This window comes from Lentzea sp. NBC_00516 (genome assembly GCF_036346835.1).
In the GTDB taxonomy this organism is placed as follows: Bacteria; Actinomycetota; Actinomycetes; order Mycobacteriales; family Pseudonocardiaceae; genus Lentzea; species Lentzea sokolovensis.
In genome coordinates this window covers 371801-390060 of sequence record NZ_CP107840.1, presented here as the reverse complement: position 1 = coordinate 390060, position 18260 = coordinate 371801, and the positions used below count along the sequence as shown (strand labels likewise).

Annotated in this window: 16 protein-coding genes; 8 read left to right on the top strand and 8 right to left on the bottom strand. The window is 69.8% G+C overall.

The features are described 5' to 3' along the window. Window position 1: 1 nt before the first annotated feature. From OG205_RS01840 to OG205_RS01825, 4 genes are read right to left on the bottom strand one after another with little or no spacing between them, the layout of a single operon-like run. Window positions 2-985 (bottom strand): ABC transporter ATP-binding protein, encoded by a 984-nt coding sequence (locus OG205_RS01840; protein ID WP_330274458.1) that lies wholly within the window; start codon window positions 983-985, stop codon window positions 2-4. Continuing rightward, entirely contained in the window at window positions 985-1806 is an 822-nt protein-coding gene (locus tag OG205_RS01835; protein ID WP_330274457.1) for a carbohydrate ABC transporter permease, read from the bottom strand. Before OG205_RS01835 ends, OG205_RS01840 begins: the two co-directional genes overlap by 1 nt. After that, window positions 1803-2669, bottom strand: a complete 867-nt coding sequence (locus OG205_RS01830; protein ID WP_330274456.1) for a carbohydrate ABC transporter permease — start codon at window positions 2667-2669, stop codon at window positions 1803-1805. Before OG205_RS01830 ends, OG205_RS01835 begins: the two co-directional genes overlap by 4 nt. After that, on the bottom strand, window positions 2662-4041 hold the full coding sequence (locus OG205_RS01825; protein WP_330274455.1) for an extracellular solute-binding protein: 1380 nt from the start codon (window positions 4039-4041) through the stop codon (window positions 2662-2664). The genes OG205_RS01830 and OG205_RS01825 overlap by 8 nt, the downstream gene beginning before the upstream one ends. Before the next feature lie 96 nt (window positions 4042-4137). Here OG205_RS01825 and OG205_RS01820 point away from each other — a divergent pair, with 96 nt between their 5' ends. The 6 genes from OG205_RS01820 to bla all read left to right on the top strand — a co-directional run bounded on the left by OG205_RS01820 (window position 4138) and on the right by bla (window position 13969). Next, window positions 4138-4536 carry a hypothetical protein gene (locus OG205_RS01820; protein WP_330274454.1) on the top strand — a complete coding sequence of 133 codons (399 nt, stop codon included), beginning with the start codon at window positions 4138-4140 and terminating at the stop codon, window positions 4534-4536. Continuing rightward, the gene (locus tag OG205_RS01815; RefSeq protein ID WP_330274453.1) at window positions 4521-4781 is read left to right on the top strand and encodes a prolyl oligopeptidase family serine peptidase; all 261 of its coding nucleotides are present in this window, start codon (window positions 4521-4523) and stop codon (window positions 4779-4781) included. Before OG205_RS01820 ends, OG205_RS01815 begins: the two co-directional genes overlap by 16 nt. A 197-nt stretch (window positions 4782-4978) precedes the next feature. Further along, window positions 4979-8455, top strand: coding sequence for a BTAD domain-containing putative transcriptional regulator (locus tag OG205_RS01810; RefSeq protein WP_330274452.1), 3477 nt, complete (start codon window positions 4979-4981; stop codon window positions 8453-8455). 10 nt (window positions 8456-8465) lie between these two features. Further along, window positions 8466-9113 (top strand): GntR family transcriptional regulator, encoded by a 648-nt coding sequence (locus OG205_RS01805; RefSeq protein WP_330274451.1) that lies wholly within the window; start codon window positions 8466-8468, stop codon window positions 9111-9113. Window positions 9114-9144: 31 nt separating this feature from the next. Next, window positions 9145-13068 carry an amino acid adenylation domain-containing protein gene (locus OG205_RS01800; protein ID WP_330274450.1) on the top strand — a complete coding sequence of 1308 codons (3924 nt, stop codon included), beginning with the start codon at window positions 9145-9147 and terminating at the stop codon, window positions 13066-13068. A 4-nt stretch (window positions 13069-13072) separates the two neighbouring features. Beyond that, a complete protein-coding gene (gene bla, locus OG205_RS01795) occupies window positions 13073-13969 on the top strand; it encodes a class A beta-lactamase (protein ID WP_330274449.1) in 897 nt (298 codons plus the stop codon). Here the strand turns inward: bla and OG205_RS01790 are convergent. Next, window positions 13962-14363: an ATP-binding protein gene (locus OG205_RS01790; RefSeq protein WP_330274448.1), complete on the bottom strand. Its 402-nt coding sequence runs from the start codon at window positions 14361-14363 to the stop codon at window positions 13962-13964. The genes bla and OG205_RS01790 overlap by 8 nt on opposite strands. A gap of 83 nt (window positions 14364-14446) precedes the next feature. After that, entirely contained in the window at window positions 14447-14842 is a 396-nt protein-coding gene (locus OG205_RS01785) for an ATP-binding protein (protein ID WP_319981091.1), read from the bottom strand. A 121-nt stretch (window positions 14843-14963) separates the two neighbouring features. On the opposite strand from OG205_RS01785, the gene OG205_RS01780 reads away from it, so the two are divergent. After that, the gene (locus OG205_RS01780; RefSeq protein WP_330274447.1) at window positions 14964-16133 is read left to right on the top strand and encodes an MFS transporter; all 1170 of its coding nucleotides are present in this window, start codon (window positions 14964-14966) and stop codon (window positions 16131-16133) included. 31 nt (window positions 16134-16164) lie between these two features. After that, complete coding sequence (locus OG205_RS01775) at window positions 16165-16731, top strand: copper resistance CopC family protein (protein ID WP_330274446.1); 567 nt, start codon at window positions 16165-16167, stop codon at window positions 16729-16731. Here OG205_RS01775 and OG205_RS01770 read toward each other — a convergent pair. Both OG205_RS01770 and OG205_RS01765 read right to left on the bottom strand, forming a co-directional pair. Continuing rightward, window positions 16666-17853 (bottom strand): RNA polymerase sigma factor, encoded by a 1188-nt coding sequence (locus OG205_RS01770; protein WP_330274445.1) that lies wholly within the window; start codon window positions 17851-17853, stop codon window positions 16666-16668. The two genes, OG205_RS01775 and OG205_RS01770, sit on opposite strands and share 66 nt — an antisense overlap. Next, window positions 17853-18200 carry a YciI family protein gene (locus tag OG205_RS01765; RefSeq protein WP_319981095.1) on the bottom strand — a complete coding sequence of 116 codons (348 nt, stop codon included), beginning with the start codon at window positions 18198-18200 and terminating at the stop codon, window positions 17853-17855. The genes OG205_RS01770 and OG205_RS01765 overlap by 1 nt, the downstream gene beginning before the upstream one ends. Window positions 18201-18260 lie beyond the last annotated feature (60 nt).

Sequence of the window (18260 nt, the reverse complement as noted above, 5' to 3'; positions counted from 1 at the left end):
GTCACCTCACGAGTAGGCCGGTCTCCTTGTCATAGCGCAGAACGCGCGCGGGCGCGGCGTCCACGGTCACCGTCGTGCCGATGGCGGGTTCGTCGTCCTCGGGCACGATGTAGCCGATCTGCTCCTCGCCGCAGTCCAGCGTCACCAGCGACGTCACGCCGAGGTTCTCCACAATGGACACCTCGCCGCTGAACAGGCCGTCGGCCGCGGGCGACAGGTATTCGGGGCGCACGCCGATGATCTCCGCGCCGCGCGGCACGAGGTTCATGGGCGTGGAGCCGATGAAGTTGGCCACGAACGTGTCCGCGGGTCGCTGGAACACCTCGCGTGGTGTGCCGAGCTGCCGGATCCGGCCCGCGTCCATCACGGCGATCCGATCGGCGAGCGCCAGCGCCTCGGCCTGGTCGTGCGTGACGAACACCGTCGTCAGCGCCAGCTCTCGTTGCAGTTTCTTGAGGAACGTGCGCGCTTCCAGTCGCAACCGGGCGTCCAGATTGGACAGAGGCTCGTCCAGCAGCAGCACTTCGGCGGACGCGGCGACCGCGCGGGCGAGCGCCGCCCGTTGCTGCTGGCCGCCCGAGAGCTGGCCGGGCCGCCGGTCCAGCAACTCCCCCAGGCTCAGGCCCTGAGCGGTCCGGACGGCTGTCTCCTGCTGAACGGACTTCGCGACGCCCCGCACCCGCAGCGGGTAGGCGATGTTCTCCGCCACCGTCATGTGCGGGAACAACGCGTAGTCCTGGAACACCATCGCCACCCGGCGGTCTCCAGGCTGCAGCCTCGTGACATCCCTCGAGCCGATCGCCACGGCCCCGTCGGAGGCGCCTTCCAGGCCCGCGATCGTGCGCAGCAACGTGGTCTTGCCGCACCCGGACGGACCGAGCAGGGCGAACAGCTCGCCGTCGGCGATCTCGAGGTCCAGTTCGTCCACCGCCCGCACCCCGTTGGGGTACACGGTGGACAGACCCTCGACAGTGATACCCGCCATCAGCTCTTGATGCCTCCGTGGAATCGGAACCCGTACCGCTTGTTCACGAACAGGTACAGCACGACCACCGGGATCGAGTACAGCAGCGAGAACACCGGGATCACCGTCAGGTTGGCGCTGCCGCCCTCGTCGTACAAGGTGCGCAACAGCACCGCCGCCGGCTGCTGGCCGACGTCGCGCAGCAGCAGGAACGGCAGCAGGAAGTTGCCCCAGGCGTTGACGAACGCCCACACGAAGATCGTCGCGACGCCGGGCCGCGCGACGGGCAGCACGACGTGGCTCAGGACCTGCCGGGGAGAGGCCCCGAACACCCGTGCCGACTCCTCGTACGAGCGCGGCACGGCGTCCATGAAGTCCTTGAGGATGAAGATGGCCGCGGGCAGCATGCCGCCCGCGATCACCAGTGCCGTGCCGAACTGCGAGTTGATCAGGCCGAGCTGCAGCATCATCACGAAGATCGGCACCATCGCGGCCGTACCCGTGACCACGCTCGACAACAACAGCAACAGGTACAGCAGCAGATCCCGCCCGGGAATCCGCACCCGCGACAACGCGTAGGCCGCCAGCGCCGCGAGCACCGTCGTCACCACGGTCGCGACCACGCACAGCACCAACGAGTTGAGCAACGACGTCAGCGCGTACGGGTGCTCGAAGGTCGCCACGACGTTGCGCAACGTCCAGTCGGGCCAGCGCAACCCCAGCCCGGGCTTCGCGTCGAACGGCGCGGACGCGAGCCACAGCATCGGCACCGCGAAGAACGCCAGCACCAGCGTGACCAGCACGTAGAAGCCAATCCGCCGGACGATCCACAGAGGACTCATGCCCGCCTCCGCAGCAACCGCAGGTACACCAGTGCGATGGCGAGGTTGCCCACCAGCAGCAGCATCGACATCGCGGACGCGTACCCGAGCTGACCGCCCTCCAGCGCCTGCCGGTAGATCAGCACCGGCAGCACCTCGGACTGGTGGTTCGGACCGCCCGCGGTCAGCAGGAACGGCGTGAAGTCGTTGGCCGTCCACAGGCTGATCAGCAGGGTGTTCGTCAGCACGTGCCCGCGGATGTGCGGGAACACCACGTCCCGCACGGTCTGCCAGCCGGACGCGCCCATCAGCCGCGCGGTCTCCAGTTGCGACGGCGGCACCGCGGCCAGGGCCGAGGTGTAGAGCAGCATCGAGAACGCCGTGCCGCGCCAGATGTTGAAGATGATCAGGCTCGTCATCGGGTACTGCACCAGCCACGCCGTCTGCGGCGAGCCGAGCAGCAGGCCCAGCGTGCCGGTGTCGCGGCTGAGCACCGCGAACCACAGGTACGCCACCACCGTGCTCGGCAGGATCCACGACAGCAGTACGAGGCCTTCGACGGTCCGCCGCAACCCGGGTCGAACCGTGCGCAGCAACCACGCGAGCCCGAACCCGAGCACGTTCTGCCCGATCACCGCCGAGCCGAGCACGAACAACGCCGTGAGCCACAGCGAGTTCGTGAACAACGGGTCGCGCACGGCCTCGACGACGTTGTCCAGCCCGACGACCTGCGGGTTGGCCGCCGCGGGCCCGGTGAGCTGGTAGTTCGTGACGCCGATGTAGAGCGTCCACAACGCGGGGAAGACCAGGAAGACCCCGATCAGCACCAGCGCGGGCGTGACGAACCCCAGGGCGCGCCGGACGCCCAGCCCGGAGCTATCCAACGTTGGCCTCTCCGACGGCCTTGACCAGTGCCGCGCGGTAGGCCGTCGCCACCTCGTCCGGACTCTTGCCCGCCACCACGTCCGCCGTGGCCTGCTGCAGCGCCGCCGACACCTTGGGGTAGTCGGCGAGCCCCGGCCGGTACCGGGTGATCGGCAGGACCTTCTCCGCGATGAACGTCAGCATCGGGTCGCCCTTGAGCACCTCGTCGTTGACGTCCTGCCGCTGCGTGAGCTGCGCCGTGCCCGCCAGCGACTCCTTCACGGCCTCCGCGGAGTTGAGGAACTGCATGAACTCCCACGCCTGCCTGGGGTACTGGCTGTTCGGGTTGATCACCCGCACGCCACCGCCCGACATGCTGACGAAGTCCTGTCCGCCCACACCGGCCTTCGCCTGCTTGGCGGGCACCAGCGCCCAGCCCACGGCCGTGTCGCGGTCGGCCATCTTCGCCACGCCGTTCTTGGGTTCCACCACCGAACGCCAGAAGTAGTCGCTCTCCAGCAGGATGCCGATCTTGTTCTCGCCGAACAGCTGGAACGACCGATCGCGTCCCTTGGCCTCCTGTTGCAGCACGGGATCGCCGAGCCCGCCGCCGTAGACCTTCTGGTACAGCCCCAGAACGTCCTTCAGCTGGGCCGAATCCCCCTGCCACTTCCCGTTCTCGTAGATGGGCTTGCCGGTGCCGGCCAACGCGGGCAGCACGCCCTGCATGGTCGTGGCCTCGCCCATCGCGCTGCCGGCGTTGAGCTGGATCGGCGTCACACCGGGCAGCGCCTTCAGCTTCGCCCCCGCGTCGAGCACGTCCTGCCACGACTTCGGCTGCCAGTCCGCGGACAACCCGGCCTGCGCGAAGAGGTTCTTGTTGAAGAACAGCACGCGCCCGTCCGTGCCCATCGGCACGCCGTACCGCTTGCCGTCGAACTCGCCGAGCCCCTGCACGGCCTTGGGAATCTGGTCCCAGCCGTCCCAGTCGGTGTTGCCGACGACGTCACCGAGGGGCTTGATCTGCCCTGCCTGCGCGAACTCGCCGAGCCAGATGCCGTCGATCTCGATGATGTCGCCACCACCACCGGTCTTCAGGTCCAGCGCGACCTTGGTCTTGAAGTCCTCGTCGCCCGCGCCGTTCTGCTCGAACTTGATCGTCGCGGTGACGCCCTTGGCCTTCTGCAGCTCGGTGAACTTCGGGATCACCCAGTTCTGGATCCAGTTCGCCCCGCGCGCGTTCTTCCCGCCGACCGCCGAGTTGGCGACGATCGTCAGGGTGATCTCCTTGGCGTCGGCGTTGCGCGCCTGATCACCGCTCTGCGTCTGTCCCAGGCAGCCCGCCAGCAGCCCGCACACCGCCACCAGCCCGAACATCTTTGTTCGCCCCATCGGTCCAACATGGCACTGGATCACGACGTCCACAAGCTCTCAGCACCCGCTCAGTGGGTGGCTGCGAGGCTGACGCGCGAAGGGAGTTGATCAACTGTGCAGCTACTGCCGGCGGCCGTCCTGGCCGCATCGACACTGGTGACGCCGCAGCTCACGGGCCCGTTCGCGGTCGGCACGTTCGACGCTCACCTCACCGATTCCACCCGCGCGGACCCGTGGCAGCCGACGAAGAACCGAGAGCTGATGGTGACCATCAGCTACCCGGCCAGGCGCACCGGGCAGCAGGCGCCGTGGCTCGACGCGACCCTCGCGACGGCGCTGGACCCGATCATCTCCAGCCCGGCCTACCTGGACATCCCCGCCGGAACCGTCGACTGGGCCGGCACCAGGCGACAGGCACGAGACGCCCGGCCGCTACCGGGCAAGTGGCCGGTCGTGCTGTTCTCGCCGGGCCTGCAGTCGCCGCACGGGTCGCCGACATGCGGTTCGTGCTGAACGAGCTTCCGAAACTCCACCACGGGGCGGACACCACCAAAGTCGGCATCGCCGGGCACTCGTACGGCGGTTACACGGCGGCCGAGATGATGGCGAACGACCGCAGGTTCAACGCGGGCATCAACATCGACGGCGCCATGGAGCACACCGGCGACGACGGCCCTACGCACCGGGCAAAGCGGTCACCGAGGGGCTCGACCGGCCGTTCCTGCTGTTCGGCGGGGACCTGGGCGAGCGCGAACTGAGCCACGTCGACACGAGTCTGACCAGGACGTGGCCGCACCAGCGCGGGTGGAAACGGGACGTGCACCTGGACGACGGCGCGCACCTCGGGTTCAGCGACCTGCAGTGGCCGGTGCCGCAGATCGCCGCTGTACCAACGGAACGGGCACGACACGTTGGGATCCGTCTGGTGCCTTGATCGGCGGTATGGTCCCGGGCGATGTCTGTCGAGTTCGCCGTTCTCGGTCCCCTGCAGGTCCGCGTGGACGGCAGGGAACACCGGGTCGGCGGGTTCACCCGCCGGGCGACGCTGGGTTTCCTGCTGCTCAACGCGGGCCGGGTGGTGTCGATCAGCGAGCTCACCGAGGCGTTGTGGCCGGACGGGCACCCGCCGACGGCGCGCGGGATTCTCCTCAACGTCGTGTCGGCGCTGCGCAAGGCCGGGCTCGACATCGTCACCCGCAAGCCCGGCTACCTGCTGCGCGTGGAACCGGACCGCGTTGACCTGCACCGGTTCCGCGCCGCCCTCACCAGGGCTTCCACCGCACCGAGTCCCGAACAGGCGGCGAACGTGCTGCGGGACGCGCTGGCGTTGTGGCGCGGGCCGGTGCTGGCGGACCTGGTGGCGGACGGCGTCACGTGGCCGGCGCTGGTGGAGATCACGCACCTGCGGGACGTGGCGGTGGAGGACAGGTTCGACGCCGAACTGGCGTGCGGCCGCCATCGCGAGGTGATCGCGGAGATCGAGGCGCTGGCGAGCGATCAGCCGTTGCGCGAACGGGTGCAGGGGCAGCTGATGCTCGCGCTCTACCGGTCAGGCAGGCAGGCCGACGCGCTCGCGGTGTTCCGCACGGCACGCGCGCGGTTCGCCGCCGAGTTCGGCATCGATCCAGGGCCCGATCTGGTCCGGCTGGAACAGGCGATCCTCACGCAGGACCCGGCGCTCGCGACGAGCCCCGGGCAGGCGCCGACCATGCTGGAACGCAAGAAGGTCAGCGTGCTCGTCGTCCGGCTGGAGCTGCCGGGCGTGGACGAGGCCGCCGACGAGCAGCTCGAGACCTCGGTCGCGAAGGTGCTCCGGCACGTCGAAGCCCTGGGTGGCGTCACGGTCTCGACGCTCGGTTCGACGGTCTGCGCGGCCTTCGGCGCCCCGGTCAACCGCGAGGACGACGCCGCACGGGCGGTGCGCGCCGCTTTCGAGATCACCGGTGATCATCCGGCGGCCGCCGCGGTGTCCACCGGGCCCGCGCTCGTCACGTCCGGCGATCACGTCGAGGTCAGCGGCACGGTGCTCGACGCCGGCCTGCGGTTGCTCGCCCAGGCCTCGCCAGGCGAGGTCAGGACGTGCCCGGTGACCGACAGGACGCTCACGCCGGCCGAGGACGACGCGCCGTTCGTGGGACGCTCGGCCGAGATGACACTGCTCGTCGAGACCTACGAGCAGGTCAGAACCACGAACCGGCCGAGGGTGATCACGGTGGCCGGCGAGCCCGGCGCGGGCAAGAGCAGGCTCGTCAGGGAGTTCGCCAGGGGCCGCCGGACGCTCACCGGCCGCACTCCCCCGTTCGCGCGCGACGACGTCTTCGCCCCGCTGGCCGAGATCGTGCGAAGTCACGCGGGCATCTTCGACACCGACGACGCCGCCGCGGTCACCGCCAAGATCCAGGCGATCAGCGACGACCCGTGGCTCGTCACGCAACTCTCCGCGCTCGTGGGAGTCAGCCCGCAGGGCAGCGACGTGCTGATGGCGTGGCGCAGGCTGGTCGAGCACCTCGCCCAGGAACCGCTGGTGGTGATCGTCGAGGACGTGCACTGGGCCGACGACCTGCTGCTCGGCTTCCTGCACGGACTCGCCGACACCGCGGACGACGTGCCGTTGCTCGTGCTCCTCACCACACGGCAGGAGCCACGGGGTGAGGCGATCACGCTCGGCGCACTGTCCGAAGAGGACACCAGGCTGCTGCTGGAAGCGCTGATGACCCGTCACGACGTGACCGCCGACCTGCCGGCGCTGCTGCACCGCTCGGCCGGCAACCCGCTCTTCGCCGGTGAGTACGTCCGCATGCTCCGCGACGGCGCCCCGGACGCCCTCCCCGAGACGGTGCGGAACGTCATCGGCGCGAGGCTCGATTCGCTGCCGCGGAACGAGAGAGCGGTGCTGCAGGACGCGGCGGTCATCGGCCCGACGGTCTGGCCCGGCGCGGTCGCGGTGGTCGCGGAACGCGATGTCGCCGAGATCGCACGCTGCCTGGAGATGTTGCGGCAGCGGGACTTCCTGAAACGCCAGAGCACCAGCAACGTCGTGGGCGAGATCGAGTACGCCTTCAGCCACGTGCTGGTCCGCGACGCCGCCTACGACCGGGTTCCGCGCGGCACCAAGGCGATGAAGCACTACCACGCGGCCGAGTGGGTGCAGGCGCTGCCGCTGGAGCACGTTCCCCTGCTGGCATACCACTTCCAGGAAGCGGTGTGGATCGCGGAAGCCTCTGGAAGACCGTGCGACATCATGGGCCGCAAGGCGAGAGCAGCCCTCACGGACGCAGGTCGCAGAGCGACCGCCCTGGCTGCCAGGGACACCGCGATCCGTTGCTACCGCGCCGCTCTGGCCGTCTGCCCGCCGGGCCACCCCGACCGGGCCGAGCTGCTGACGTTGCTGGGATCGAGCCTGGCCCTGAGCGGTGCGGGGCTCGACGAACTGGCCGAGGCGGCCGACCTCCACCGCGAAGCCGGGAACTTCGCGGGCGCGGCGGCGGCCGCCAGAGCCTCCTGGCGCGCCGCCTGGCACCAGGGCGACCACTCCGCGGCCGGACGACACCTCGACCGCACGATCGAGTTCCTCGCGCTGACCGAGCACGCGTACGGCGTGCGGGCGTACCTCGCGCACTCCCTGACACTCGCGGACAGGCTGACCGAGGCCACCAGCGCGGCGAAGACGGCGTTGACCGGCGCCACCGGCATCGAACGGGCCATCGCGCTGGAAGCCCTGGGCCTCGCGCGGGTCAAGCAGGGCGACCCCGACGGCATCGCGGACATGCGCCAGGCCGTGAGCGAACGCACGACGGCCGGGATCTCGCCCGGACTGTGCCTGGTCAACCTGAGCACCGCCTACACCGTGCTCGGCGACGCCAAGGCACGTCTCGCGGTGCGCGCGGAGGCACGAGCGGCCGCCCGGCGCCATGGCGACCACGACACGCTCGCCTGGCTCGACGCGTCCCGGTACCTGGAGTTGTTCTGGGACGGCAGGTACGCCGAGGCGCTGGCCGCCCTGGACGAGTCGGGCCAGGCTCACGTCCTCGCTCTTCGCGGCCGCGTCCTCCTGCTGACCGGGGATCTGGCCGGTGCCACCGAATGCGCGGACCGGGCGCTCGAACTCGCCAGGAGCAAAGGAAATCCCGGCGACCTGCAACACCCGCTGGTCCTCAGGGCCCACCTCGCACTGCTGACCGGCGAACCGGTGGACGTCGGCGACCTGCTGCCCTGCCACCAGATCACCGGCACGATCGGCGTCAGCCTGCCGATCGTCCTCGCCGCCACCGGTCACGGCCCCGAGTGCCTCGCCGAGGCGCCCTGGTCCCGGTGGAAGGACGCCGCCGTCGCCTTCCTCGGCGGCGACCGGCAGGAGGCTCGCCGGATCTACCAGGAGATCGGGTCGAGGCCGGACGCCGACGATGAGTCGCTGGTTATCGGACGGCGCTAGCGTCCGGGCGGTGCCCGCGATCCCCCGCTACTACCAGGCCAAGGCCCGGCTGCTCGACCTGCTGGGCGACCTGCCCGGCAACACCCCGTTCCCACCGGAACGCGAGCTCTCGGACGTGCTCGGCATGTCCCGCACCACGATCCGCAAGGCGATGAACGAACTCGTGCTGGAGGGCAGGCTCATCCGCGGAACGGGCCGCCAGGGCACGACCGTCGCCCCACCCAAACAGGTCCACCGCCTCAGCCTCGACGCGTTGGTGCAGGACCTCGCCACCCGCGAGCAGGCCGCCGTGAGGATCAGCAGGGACGTGCTCACCGTCGAGTCGGTCCTCGTCCGCGGCGACGAACCGATCGGCGTGCGCTCGACCTGCCTGTGCGCCGCCCGGTTCCCGGGCTTCGCCGAGCGCTACGACGACACGCCGCTGCGGAGGTTCCTCTCGACCACCTACCGGGTCCGGTTCGGCGACCTGCGTGCCTGGTGCACCACCACGCTCGCCACACCGCGCCTCGCCAGGCTCCTCGGCGTCCGCCCCGCCACGCCAGTGCTGTCGATCTCGTGGCTGGACCTGGTCGAACGGTCGTGGGTCGTGCTGAGAGGCGATCGCGCGCACCTCACGATGGCCCAAGTCCAGGGATCCGCCCAGTTCCACGCGAGTTAGCGTCGAAGCCCGACTCGCAGCGGGAGGCACCGTGACCGACCACACCCGGCGCCGCATGTGGTTCCTCGACCGGCTCGACCCCGGCAACCCCAGCCACCACGTCACGCTGATCACCACCCCCGCTGCCGTCCGTGTGCCGGACACCCTCCTGGTCCGGTTCGACGACGACGGGCGGCCCGTTCCCGGCGGGCCACCCGTCGTCGTGAGGTCGGCGCAGGTCCCCGACGTGCGGGCAGCGGTGCGCGCGGAGCTCACGCAGCCGTTCGACCTGCGCGAAGGCCCGCTGGTGCGCGCGTTGGAGCTCAACTCGTCGTTGCTCGTCCTGACGATGCACGGGATTCTCGGCGACATCCGCGTGCTGGAGACGGTGCTCGGCGGACCGACTCCCCCGGCCGCCCAGGGTTCTCCCGACTTCTGGCTCGATCACCTGCGTGACCTGCCGGTGCTGGAACTGCCGACCGATCGGCCTCGGCCGCCGTTGCACCGGCCGGAAGCCGGTGTGGTGCCGTGGTCGGCCGACGTCGACTCCGACGCGTTGCTCGCGGCGCTGCAGGTGGTGCTCGGCCGCTGCACGCGGTCTGTCGACGTGCCCATCGGTGTCGTCGTCGCGGACGAACTCGTCGTACTGCGCGGAGATCTGTCCGGCGATCCGACGTTCGGCGAGCTGTGCGGGCTGACGGCCGAGCAGCTGACCACGGCCGCGACGCAACTCGTCGGGTTCGACCAGGTCGTGGATCTGCTGGCGCCGGAACGGGATCTGTCGCGGCATCCGCTCGTGCAGGTGCAGGTCGACCTGCGGCCGCGACGGGACCTCTACGACCCCGAGGTCGCGTTCACCAGCTTCGACGTCGAGATCCAGAACGGCCGCGTGCTCTACAACCGGGCGCTGTTCGACCGCCCGCGGATCACCCGGCTGCTGGCCCATCTCGCGAAGGTGCTGGACGCGCCGACCGACGAGCGTCTCTCGCGGATCTCGATGATCGACCAGGACGAGGCCGCGCTGCTGGAGAAGTGGAACTCCACCACCGAGTACCTGCCGGACGTGAGCATCCCCGAACTGTTCGCCGAGCAGGTGCTGACCACGCCGGACGCCGTCGCCGTCGAGCACGGGTCCGAGGCGCTGACGTACACCGAGCTGGACCGCCGATCCAACCGGATGGCGAACCTGTTGCGGTCCAGGGGAATCGGGACCGGCGACCTGGTCGGGCTGTGCCTGGACCGGGGCGCGGACCTGATCGTCACGATCCTGGGCGTGCTGAAGGCCGGTGCGGCGTACGTGCCGATCGATCCGGAACACCCGTTGGACCGCATCCAGTTCATGGTCGACGACGCGCGGCTGTCCGTGGTGGTGAGCCGGAACCGCGTGCTGTTCCACCGGCCGCTGTCACCCTCCGAAATGGACTCCCACCCGGATTCCGCACCACCGAGGACCGATCCGGACGCTCCGGCCTACATGATCTACACGTCCGGCTCGACCGGACGACCCAAGGGCGTGCTCATGCCTGGGCGCTGCGTGGTGAACCTCGCGCGCTGGCAGGAGAAAGCCCTCGAACGGGAGGAGGACAGCCGCACCGCGCAGTTCACCACCGCCACCTTCGACGTGTCCGTGCAGGAGATCTTCTCCGCACTGCTGTTCGGCGGCACGCTCGTCATCCCGTCCGACGAGGTACGCCGCGACCCCGCCGCGTTCGCCGCCTGGCTGGACGTCGAACGGATCACGCGGCTGTTCGTGCCGGACTCGGTGCTGCGGGCGTTGCTGGACGAGGAACCGTCGTTCGCCTCGATGCGGCACGTCTCGCAGGCCGGCGAACCGCTGACGCTCGACGTGAAGCTGCGCAACTTCTGCGCTGTGAGGCCGTGGCTGCGCGTGCACAACCACTACGGCCCGGCCGAGTCGCACGTGATCACGTCCTGCTCGTTGCCCGCCGACGTGGTGGACTGGCCCGCCGTCGCCCCGATCGGCGGGCCGATCGACAACACCCGGGTCCACCTGCTCGACGCCACCCTGCTGCCGGTCGGCGTGGGCGTCGCGGGCCAGTTGTGCGTGTCGGGCGCCGGACTCGCGTCGGGCTATCACGGTCGTCCCGAGCTGAGCGAACGGAAGTTCGTCACGAAAGACGGCGAGCTGATGTACCTGACAGGAGACCTCGCGTCGTGGAACGACGACGGCCAACTGGAGTTCCACGGCCGCGTCGACGACCAGGTGAAGATCCGCGGCGTGCGGGTCGAGCCGGGCGAGATCGAAGCGGTGCTCAACGCCCATCCGAAGGTGACGCGGACCGTCGTCGTGTTGCGGGACAAGCAACTCATCGCCTACTACACCGGCGAGGCCGACGACCTGCTGGAACACTGCGCCGCGCTGCTGCCGGTCCAGTTGGTGCCGTCCATCTTCCTGCCGGTGACCACGTTCCCGCTACTGGCGAACGGCAAGATCGACCGCCGCGCGCTGCCCGTGCCGTCGCCGCGCTCGCCGCACGTCCGGCCGAGCACCACCGAGGAAGCCGCGCTGTGCCAGGTGTTCGCGGACGTGCTCGGCATCGAGGACGTCGGCGCGACCGACGACTTCTTCGCGCTGGGCGGGCATTCCCTGCTCGCCACCCGCGTGATCACCCGCGTCCGGGCGGAACTGGGCGCCGAACTCCCGTTGCCCGCGCTGTTCCACCACCGCACACCCCAACGGCTCGCGCGGATCCTGTCCGGCGAACGGTCGTGGACCAAGCCGGTCACGCCACGCGCGCACGGCCCAGTGCCGTTGTCGATCGCGCAGAACCAGGGCAACCGGTGGTTCGGCTCGGTGCTGGCCGCGGGCTTCTGGACCGTGCCGCTGGCGTTGCGCCTGCACGGGCCGCTCGACCTCGATCACCTCCAGTCCGGACTGGACCGCGTGATCCGCAGGCACGAGGCGTTGCGCACGGCGTTCGTCGAACGTGATGGCGTTGTCCTGCAAGAAGTCCGGCCTGCTCAGGCCGTTCCGCTGAAGGTCGTCGAGGTGTCCTCCGTGGAGGAAGCGGCGTTCATCGCCGGCGACGAGATGACCGTGCCGTTCGACCTGGCAAGCGGAATGTTGCTGCGGGCACGGGTCTTGACGCTCGCGGACGAGGACCACGTGCTGCTGCTGACCATGCACCACCTCGTCAGCGACGGATGGTCGCAGGCACTGCTGATCGAGGAACTGAACGGCACCGCGGCCGCACCGGCCGTGCAGTACGCCGACTTCACGTTGTGGGAGCAGGACACGCTGTCCCCCGAGCACGCGAAGTACTGGCAGCAGCACCTGGACGGCATGCGCCCGATCGAGCTGCCGACGAAGGCCGACCGGGACGTCAACCCGCTCGGCCCCGGCGAGCTGCTGCCGTGGTCGCCGTCGAAGGACCTGCTCTCCCAGGTCTCCGCACTGGCCGGTCAGGAGCAGGCCACGCCGTACGAGGTGCTGCTGGCCGCGTTCAAGGTCCTGCTGTCCCAGACCACCAGGGCCACGGACGTCGTGGTCGGCACGCCGATGGCGAACCGCGTCCGGCCGGAACTGGAGCAGGTGATCGGCCTGTTCGCGAAGGTCGTGGCGCTGCGCACCGACCTGTCCGGCGACCCGGACTTCCGCGAGGTGCTGCGGCGCGTCAAGGAGACCACGGCGGCCGCCCACGAACACCAGGAGGTGCCGTTTCACGAGGTGGTGGAAGGAATTCCGCTGCGACTGACGTTCGCGCTCGTGCCTCCGGTCCCCGAACTCCACCTCCCCGGTGTGCGAGCGACGGCGTTCGAGGCGCGGCAACGCGGACCGGTCATCGTGAAGTCCGAGGTGACGTTCCACCTGCACGACACCGGCGGGCACGTCGTCTACAACTCGTTGCTGTTCACCCGACAGCAGGCGGTCGAGCTCCTCGCCCGGTTCGCGGACGTCCTGCGGGCCGTCACGGCGGACCCGTCGCTGCGCCTCTCGGAGATCGAAATAGTGTGACCGGGTGATCGATCGACGCACCGCCCTGAAATCCCTCGCCCTGCTCCCGCTCGCCGGCTGCGCCGCCACCCCTGCGGCTCAGACCACCACAACGCCACCGGCGACGACCACGAGCGCGGCTCCCGTGCGGCACGACGCGTTGTTCGAGCTGGAGAAGAAGTTCGACGCACGGCTGGGCGTCTACGCGATGAGCGACAACGGCAGCACGATCGAGCACCGGGCGGACGAGCGGTTCGCGTTCTGCTCGACGTTCAAGGGCCTTGCCGCGGCGGCGATCCTGCACCGCAACCCGATGTCGCATCTGGACACCGTCGTCACCTACACCGACGCCGACCTGATGAAGAGTTCGACCATCACGAAGCAACACGTCCACACGGGAATGACGATGCGCGACCTGTGCGACGCCGCGGTCCGCTACAGCGACGGCACGGCGGGCAACCTGCTGCTGCGCGACGTCGGCGGCCCCGCGGAACTCACGAAGTACCTGCGCGAACTCGGCGACACCGAGACCAGAATGGACCGGATCGAGCCCGACCTCACCTCGGCCACGCCCGGCGACCCGCGCGACACCGCCACCCCGCGTTCGCTCGGCACGGACTACCAGCGGATCGTGCTGGGCGACGCCCTCGAACCGGAGAAGCGCGACTTCCTGAAGGACCTGCTGGAACGGTCGACCACCGGCGCCAAGCGAGTCCGGGCGGGCGTTCCGGAGGGCAGCAGGGTCGCGAACAAGACCGGCACCGGCGAGTACGGCACGGTCAACGACATCGCCGTCGTGTGGCCGCCGAACCGGGAGCCGGTCCTGATCGCGATCATGTCCAGCAGGTCCGCGGCGGACGCCGAGTACGACGAGGCTCTCGTCGCCGAAGCCGCCGCCTACGTCGTGAAGACCCTCACCTGACGGTGGACACGTCCGCCCACACGGTCTTGGAGTCGGGGAACCGGTTGTGCCCCCACACCTGAGCCAAGCCGTTGACCAGCAACAAACCCCGCTGCCGACGCCCGATGAACCCCATCCGCCCGAGCTGAGGGAAGCGGCCGGGCGTTCCGTCGTCGACCTCGACCCGCACCACCTCTCGCTCCGGCAGGCGAAGAATGCGGGCACGCCTCCCCGGGGCGGCGTGGTGGTAAGCGTTGCTCACGAGTTCGGTGGCCACGACCATCACGTCGACCACGACGTTCTCGTGCATTCCCTTCAGGAGGCGACGCACCTCCGCCCGCACGTCGGCGAGCGGCAGAACACCTTCCGGTAGGACGAGGTCCAGTCGTTCGCTGGACCGTCCTGCGATACCCATCAGCATCTCCCCGCGCCCTGTTCGTTCAAGGCAGGGGGTTCCATACCCCAGAGCGCGTACATCGAAACCCATCGAACTTGAACTCATGACGTCCTCGGCAGATCGGCCCAGACCACGGTGCCACCGAGAGCTCTGTCCACGCCCCAGCGATCGGACAGCCGGGCCACCAGGACCAGGCCGTACCCCCGCTGTGGACGGGACACCTTGCGCAACGGCGGATGGGCGTTGGCGTTGTGCTCGATCTCGATGCGGATCCTCTGCTTTTCCACGACGACGCGCAAGAACGACGGCTCGGACGTGTACCGGTACGCGTTGCTGACCAGTTCGTTCACCACCAGCAGCACATCGGCGACCGCGTCGGTGTCCTCGCCCATCAGCTCCAGCCGCACCCAGCGCCGGACGGCCGCGAGTGACGGCCGTTGCCTGCCCAAAGGCAGATTGGCCGCCTCGCCCGTCCTCGCTGCCTGGTCGCGCGCCAAACCGCTCCTCGGTCCGTTGATCAGTTGGAACGCGGGTTACCCGGGTACATCAGCCGCCAAACCAACCGTTCATGTGGTTGAACTACTCTCACGGCTCCGCCGCAACTCCAGGGGGAATCGCGTGCCCAGATCCTTGACGCCCTTGCTGGCCGCACTGCTGGTCATCTACTCGCTGCACCAGCTGCTGACCTCGGTCGTCGCTCCGCTGGCCCGCGAACTGTCGCTGACCACGACCCAGCTGAGCCTGGTGTTCACCGCCGCGTCCGTGGCGACGACGCTGGCGAGCCCGCTCTGGGGCCTGCTGCTCGACGCCGCCGGAGTGCGTCCCGTGCTGGTCGCCGGGCTCGCCCTGTGCGTGGCCGGGCCGGCCGGTTTCGCCGCCGCGGTGGCGTTCGCCGTCGACGAGACCCTGACGCCCGACCTCGCGTTCGTGATGGTGCTGGTGTTCCGCGGCCTGCTGTTCGGCGCGGGACTCGCCTCGGTGCTCGTCGCCGCACTCGCCGTCGCGGGCCTCTCGACCCACAGCGTCGTCGAACGCACCCGAGCCATCGGCTTCGTCGGTGCCGCACAGGGACTGGGCATCGTGCTCGGCCCGGTCGTCGTCGGTGTGCTCGCGGTGGCGTCCCTGTGGCTGCCGCTGTACGTGGCGCCCGTGGTCGCGCTGCTGGTCGCGGTTCTGGTGCTGGTGACCGTCAAACCGGTCGAACGGTCGCAGGAGCCGGTCCAGGTGCGGCCGCTGGAACTGGTGCCTGCCTTCGGCGCCGGATTCCTGCTGTACCTGTCGCTCGCGATCCTGCAGACCGTCGTCGTGTACCTCGCCGCGGACCGGGTGCGGGGCACCTCGGGCGCGCTCGAAGGCCTGCTGTTCGCTTCCGGCATCGGGCTTCTGCTGGCGCAGGGCCTGCTCGTGCCGTTGCTGAAGTGGTCTCCCGCCAGGCTGGTGCGGATCGGGTCGCCGGTCGCGGTGGCCGGGTGCGCGCTGCTCGCGGTCTCGCCGTCGTCCGCGCTGATGTCGCTCGCGTTCCTGGTGGTGTCGCTGGGAATCGGTCTCGCGATCACCGGGTTCGGCGCGACGGCCTCACTCTGGGTCGGTTCCGGCCGGCAGGGTCTGATGGCCGGACTGGTCACCGCGACGGGCGGGCTGACGTTCATCATCGGGCCGATGCTGAGCGCACTGCTGTACGAGGTGGAGCCGATCGCGCCGGTGATCGCCGCCGGGCTGGCCGCGGCGCTCGCGACCGGGCTGTCGCTGGTGCCGGCCGCACAGCACGTCCCGCGTCCGGTGGGGTGAGACTGATCGACAGAGCCATTACGCTGCGCACGTGACGCGTTACTTCAGCGCGCTCGTGCTGGCACTGCTCGCCGCGACGGCCATGGTCGTCCCCGCACAGGCCCACGCCGAGCTCAAGAGCAGCACCCCTGCGTCCGGCGCGGCCCTCGACGCCCCGCCCCGACACGTCGAGCTGGTGTTCAGCGAGACGATCGGTCTGCCGGACGGCGACGCGGTCACCATCACGGGACCGGACGGCGCCAGGGTGCCGGTCACCCAGGTGCACGCCGTCGACAAGACCATCACGGCGACGGTCGACGCGTCCGCGGCCAAGACCGGCGCGCACACGATCGCCTGGTCGGCCAAGTCCGACGACGGCGACACCGTGTCCGGCACGATCGCCTTCACGATGACGGTCGCGGCGCCGCCCTCCTCGTCCGCCGCCCCGCCCTCTTCGGTGACGGCGAGCGCGACGGTGTCGAACGCTCCCCCGTCGACCTCGACCGCGGAGGACTCCGGTGGCGTGCCGATCTGGGTGTGGCTCCTGATCGGGCTAGTGGTCGTCGTCGGCGCGATCCTGCTGGTCCGCCGCCGCAAGGAGCAGCCGCCCGCGGAGTAGGTCGCGTTCGGCCGGGTGTTCGGCCCGGTCCAGCGCGGCCTCCAGTGCCGCGGTCGGGTCTTCGCCGAGCCGTTGCAACAGATCCGCGCGCACGGCGTGGAACAGGTGGTAGCGGTCGAGGTCCAGCACCTCGACTTCCAGCAACGCTGCCGCGGGGCCGTGCGTTTCGGCGACCGCCACGGCGCGATGCAGTGCCACGACAGGGCTCGGCGTGATCGCCATCAGTTGGTCGTAGAGAGCGACGACCTGGTGCCAGTCGGTCGGCGGGTCGCTGTGCACGGCGTTGATCGCGGCCTGGATCTGGTACCGGCCGGGCCGGTTCCAGCGCAGGCAGCGGCGCACGACGTCCTGGCCCTCCGCCACGAGATCCGCGTTCCACAACGCCCTGTCCTGGTCTTCGAGCAGGACGATCTCGCCGTCGCGCAGCCGTGCGTCCCGGCGTGACGCGACGAGCAGCATCAACGCGAGCAGTCCCCACACCTCCGGTTCGTCCGGCATCAACTGGGCGAGCACGCGACCGAGCCGGATCGCCTCGTCCGCCAGTTCGGCCTTGTCGAGCCAGCCCTCGTTGAAGATGAGGTAGACGACGGCGAGCACGGCGTCGAGTCGTTCGGGCAGATCGGCGTCGCGTGGCACCCGGTACGGGATGCGGGCCGCGCGGATCTTGCCCTTCGCGCGCACGATCCGTTGCGCCATCGTGGGTTCGGGCACCAGGAACGCCCTGGCGATCTCCGCCGTCGTCAGTCCGCCGAGCAGTTTCAGCGTCAGCGCGACCTGGGCCTGCGGCGCCAGCGACGGGTGGCAGCAGGTGAAGATCAGCCGCAACCGGTCGTCCGCCACGTCCCCCGCCTCCTGGGTTTCCGGGCCGTGCCGAAGCCGTGCCGCCTCCGCGTACTTCTCCGAGCCCTTGACCTCACGCCGCAACCGGTCGATCGCGCGGTTGCGGGCCGTCGTGATGATCCAGCCCGCGGGAGCCGGTGGAACACCGTCCACCGGCCACCGCAGGACGGCCGTGGCGAAGGCGTCCTGCACCGCCTCCTCGGCGAGGTCGATGTCGCCGAGGACGCGGGTCAGGACGGCCACCGCACGGCCGTACTCGGCCCGGAAGATCTCCTCGATCATCAGAACGCGATCGGCCTGACCTCGATCGACAACGGGCTGAGCACGCCGGCGAGTCGCCGGCCCCAGTCGAGCGCCTCGTCGAGGTCGGCGGCCTGGATGATCGTGAAGCCGCCGATGTGCTCCTTGCCCTCGGCGAACGGACCGTCCGTCATGAGCACGTCGTCGTCCTTCGCCCTGAGCACGGTCGCGGTCGACGGCGGGTGCAGGCCGACGGCGAACACCCACGCGCCCTTCGCCTGCATCTCCTCGTTCAACGCGTTCAGGTTCGCCATGATCGGTTCGAGAACCTCGGGCGGAGGGGTCTCACCGTCGGGCTGATAGATGCTGAGCAGGTACTTCTGCGTCATGGTGGTCTCCTTTCACCCCTTGTACGAACGAGGGCGACCCGTTTCGACAACCACGACGAC

Coding starts and splice junctions, on each gene's coding strand:
- OG205_RS01815 (WP_330274453.1), top strand. CDS start 4,521: ATGCGGTTCGTGCTGAACGAGCTTCCGAAACTCCACCACGGGGCGGAC.
- OG205_RS01765 (WP_319981095.1), bottom strand. CDS start 18,200: ATGACGCAGAAGTACCTGCTCAGCATCTATCAGCCCGACGGTGAGACC.
- OG205_RS01840 (WP_330274458.1), bottom strand. CDS start 985: ATGGCGGGTATCACTGTCGAGGGTCTGTCCACCGTGTACCCCAACGGG.
- OG205_RS01790 (WP_330274448.1), bottom strand. CDS start 14,363: ATGGGTATCGCAGGACGGTCCAGCGAACGACTGGACCTCGTCCTACCG.
- OG205_RS01810 (WP_330274452.1), top strand. CDS start 4,979: ATGTCTGTCGAGTTCGCCGTTCTCGGTCCCCTGCAGGTCCGCGTGGAC.
- OG205_RS01835 (WP_330274457.1), bottom strand. CDS start 1,806: ATGAGTCCTCTGTGGATCGTCCGGCGGATTGGCTTCTACGTGCTGGTC.
- OG205_RS01825 (WP_330274455.1), bottom strand. CDS start 4,041: ATGGGGCGAACAAAGATGTTCGGGCTGGTGGCGGTGTGCGGGCTGCTG.
- OG205_RS01770 (WP_330274445.1), bottom strand. CDS start 17,853: ATGATCGAGGAGATCTTCCGGGCCGAGTACGGCCGTGCGGTGGCCGTC.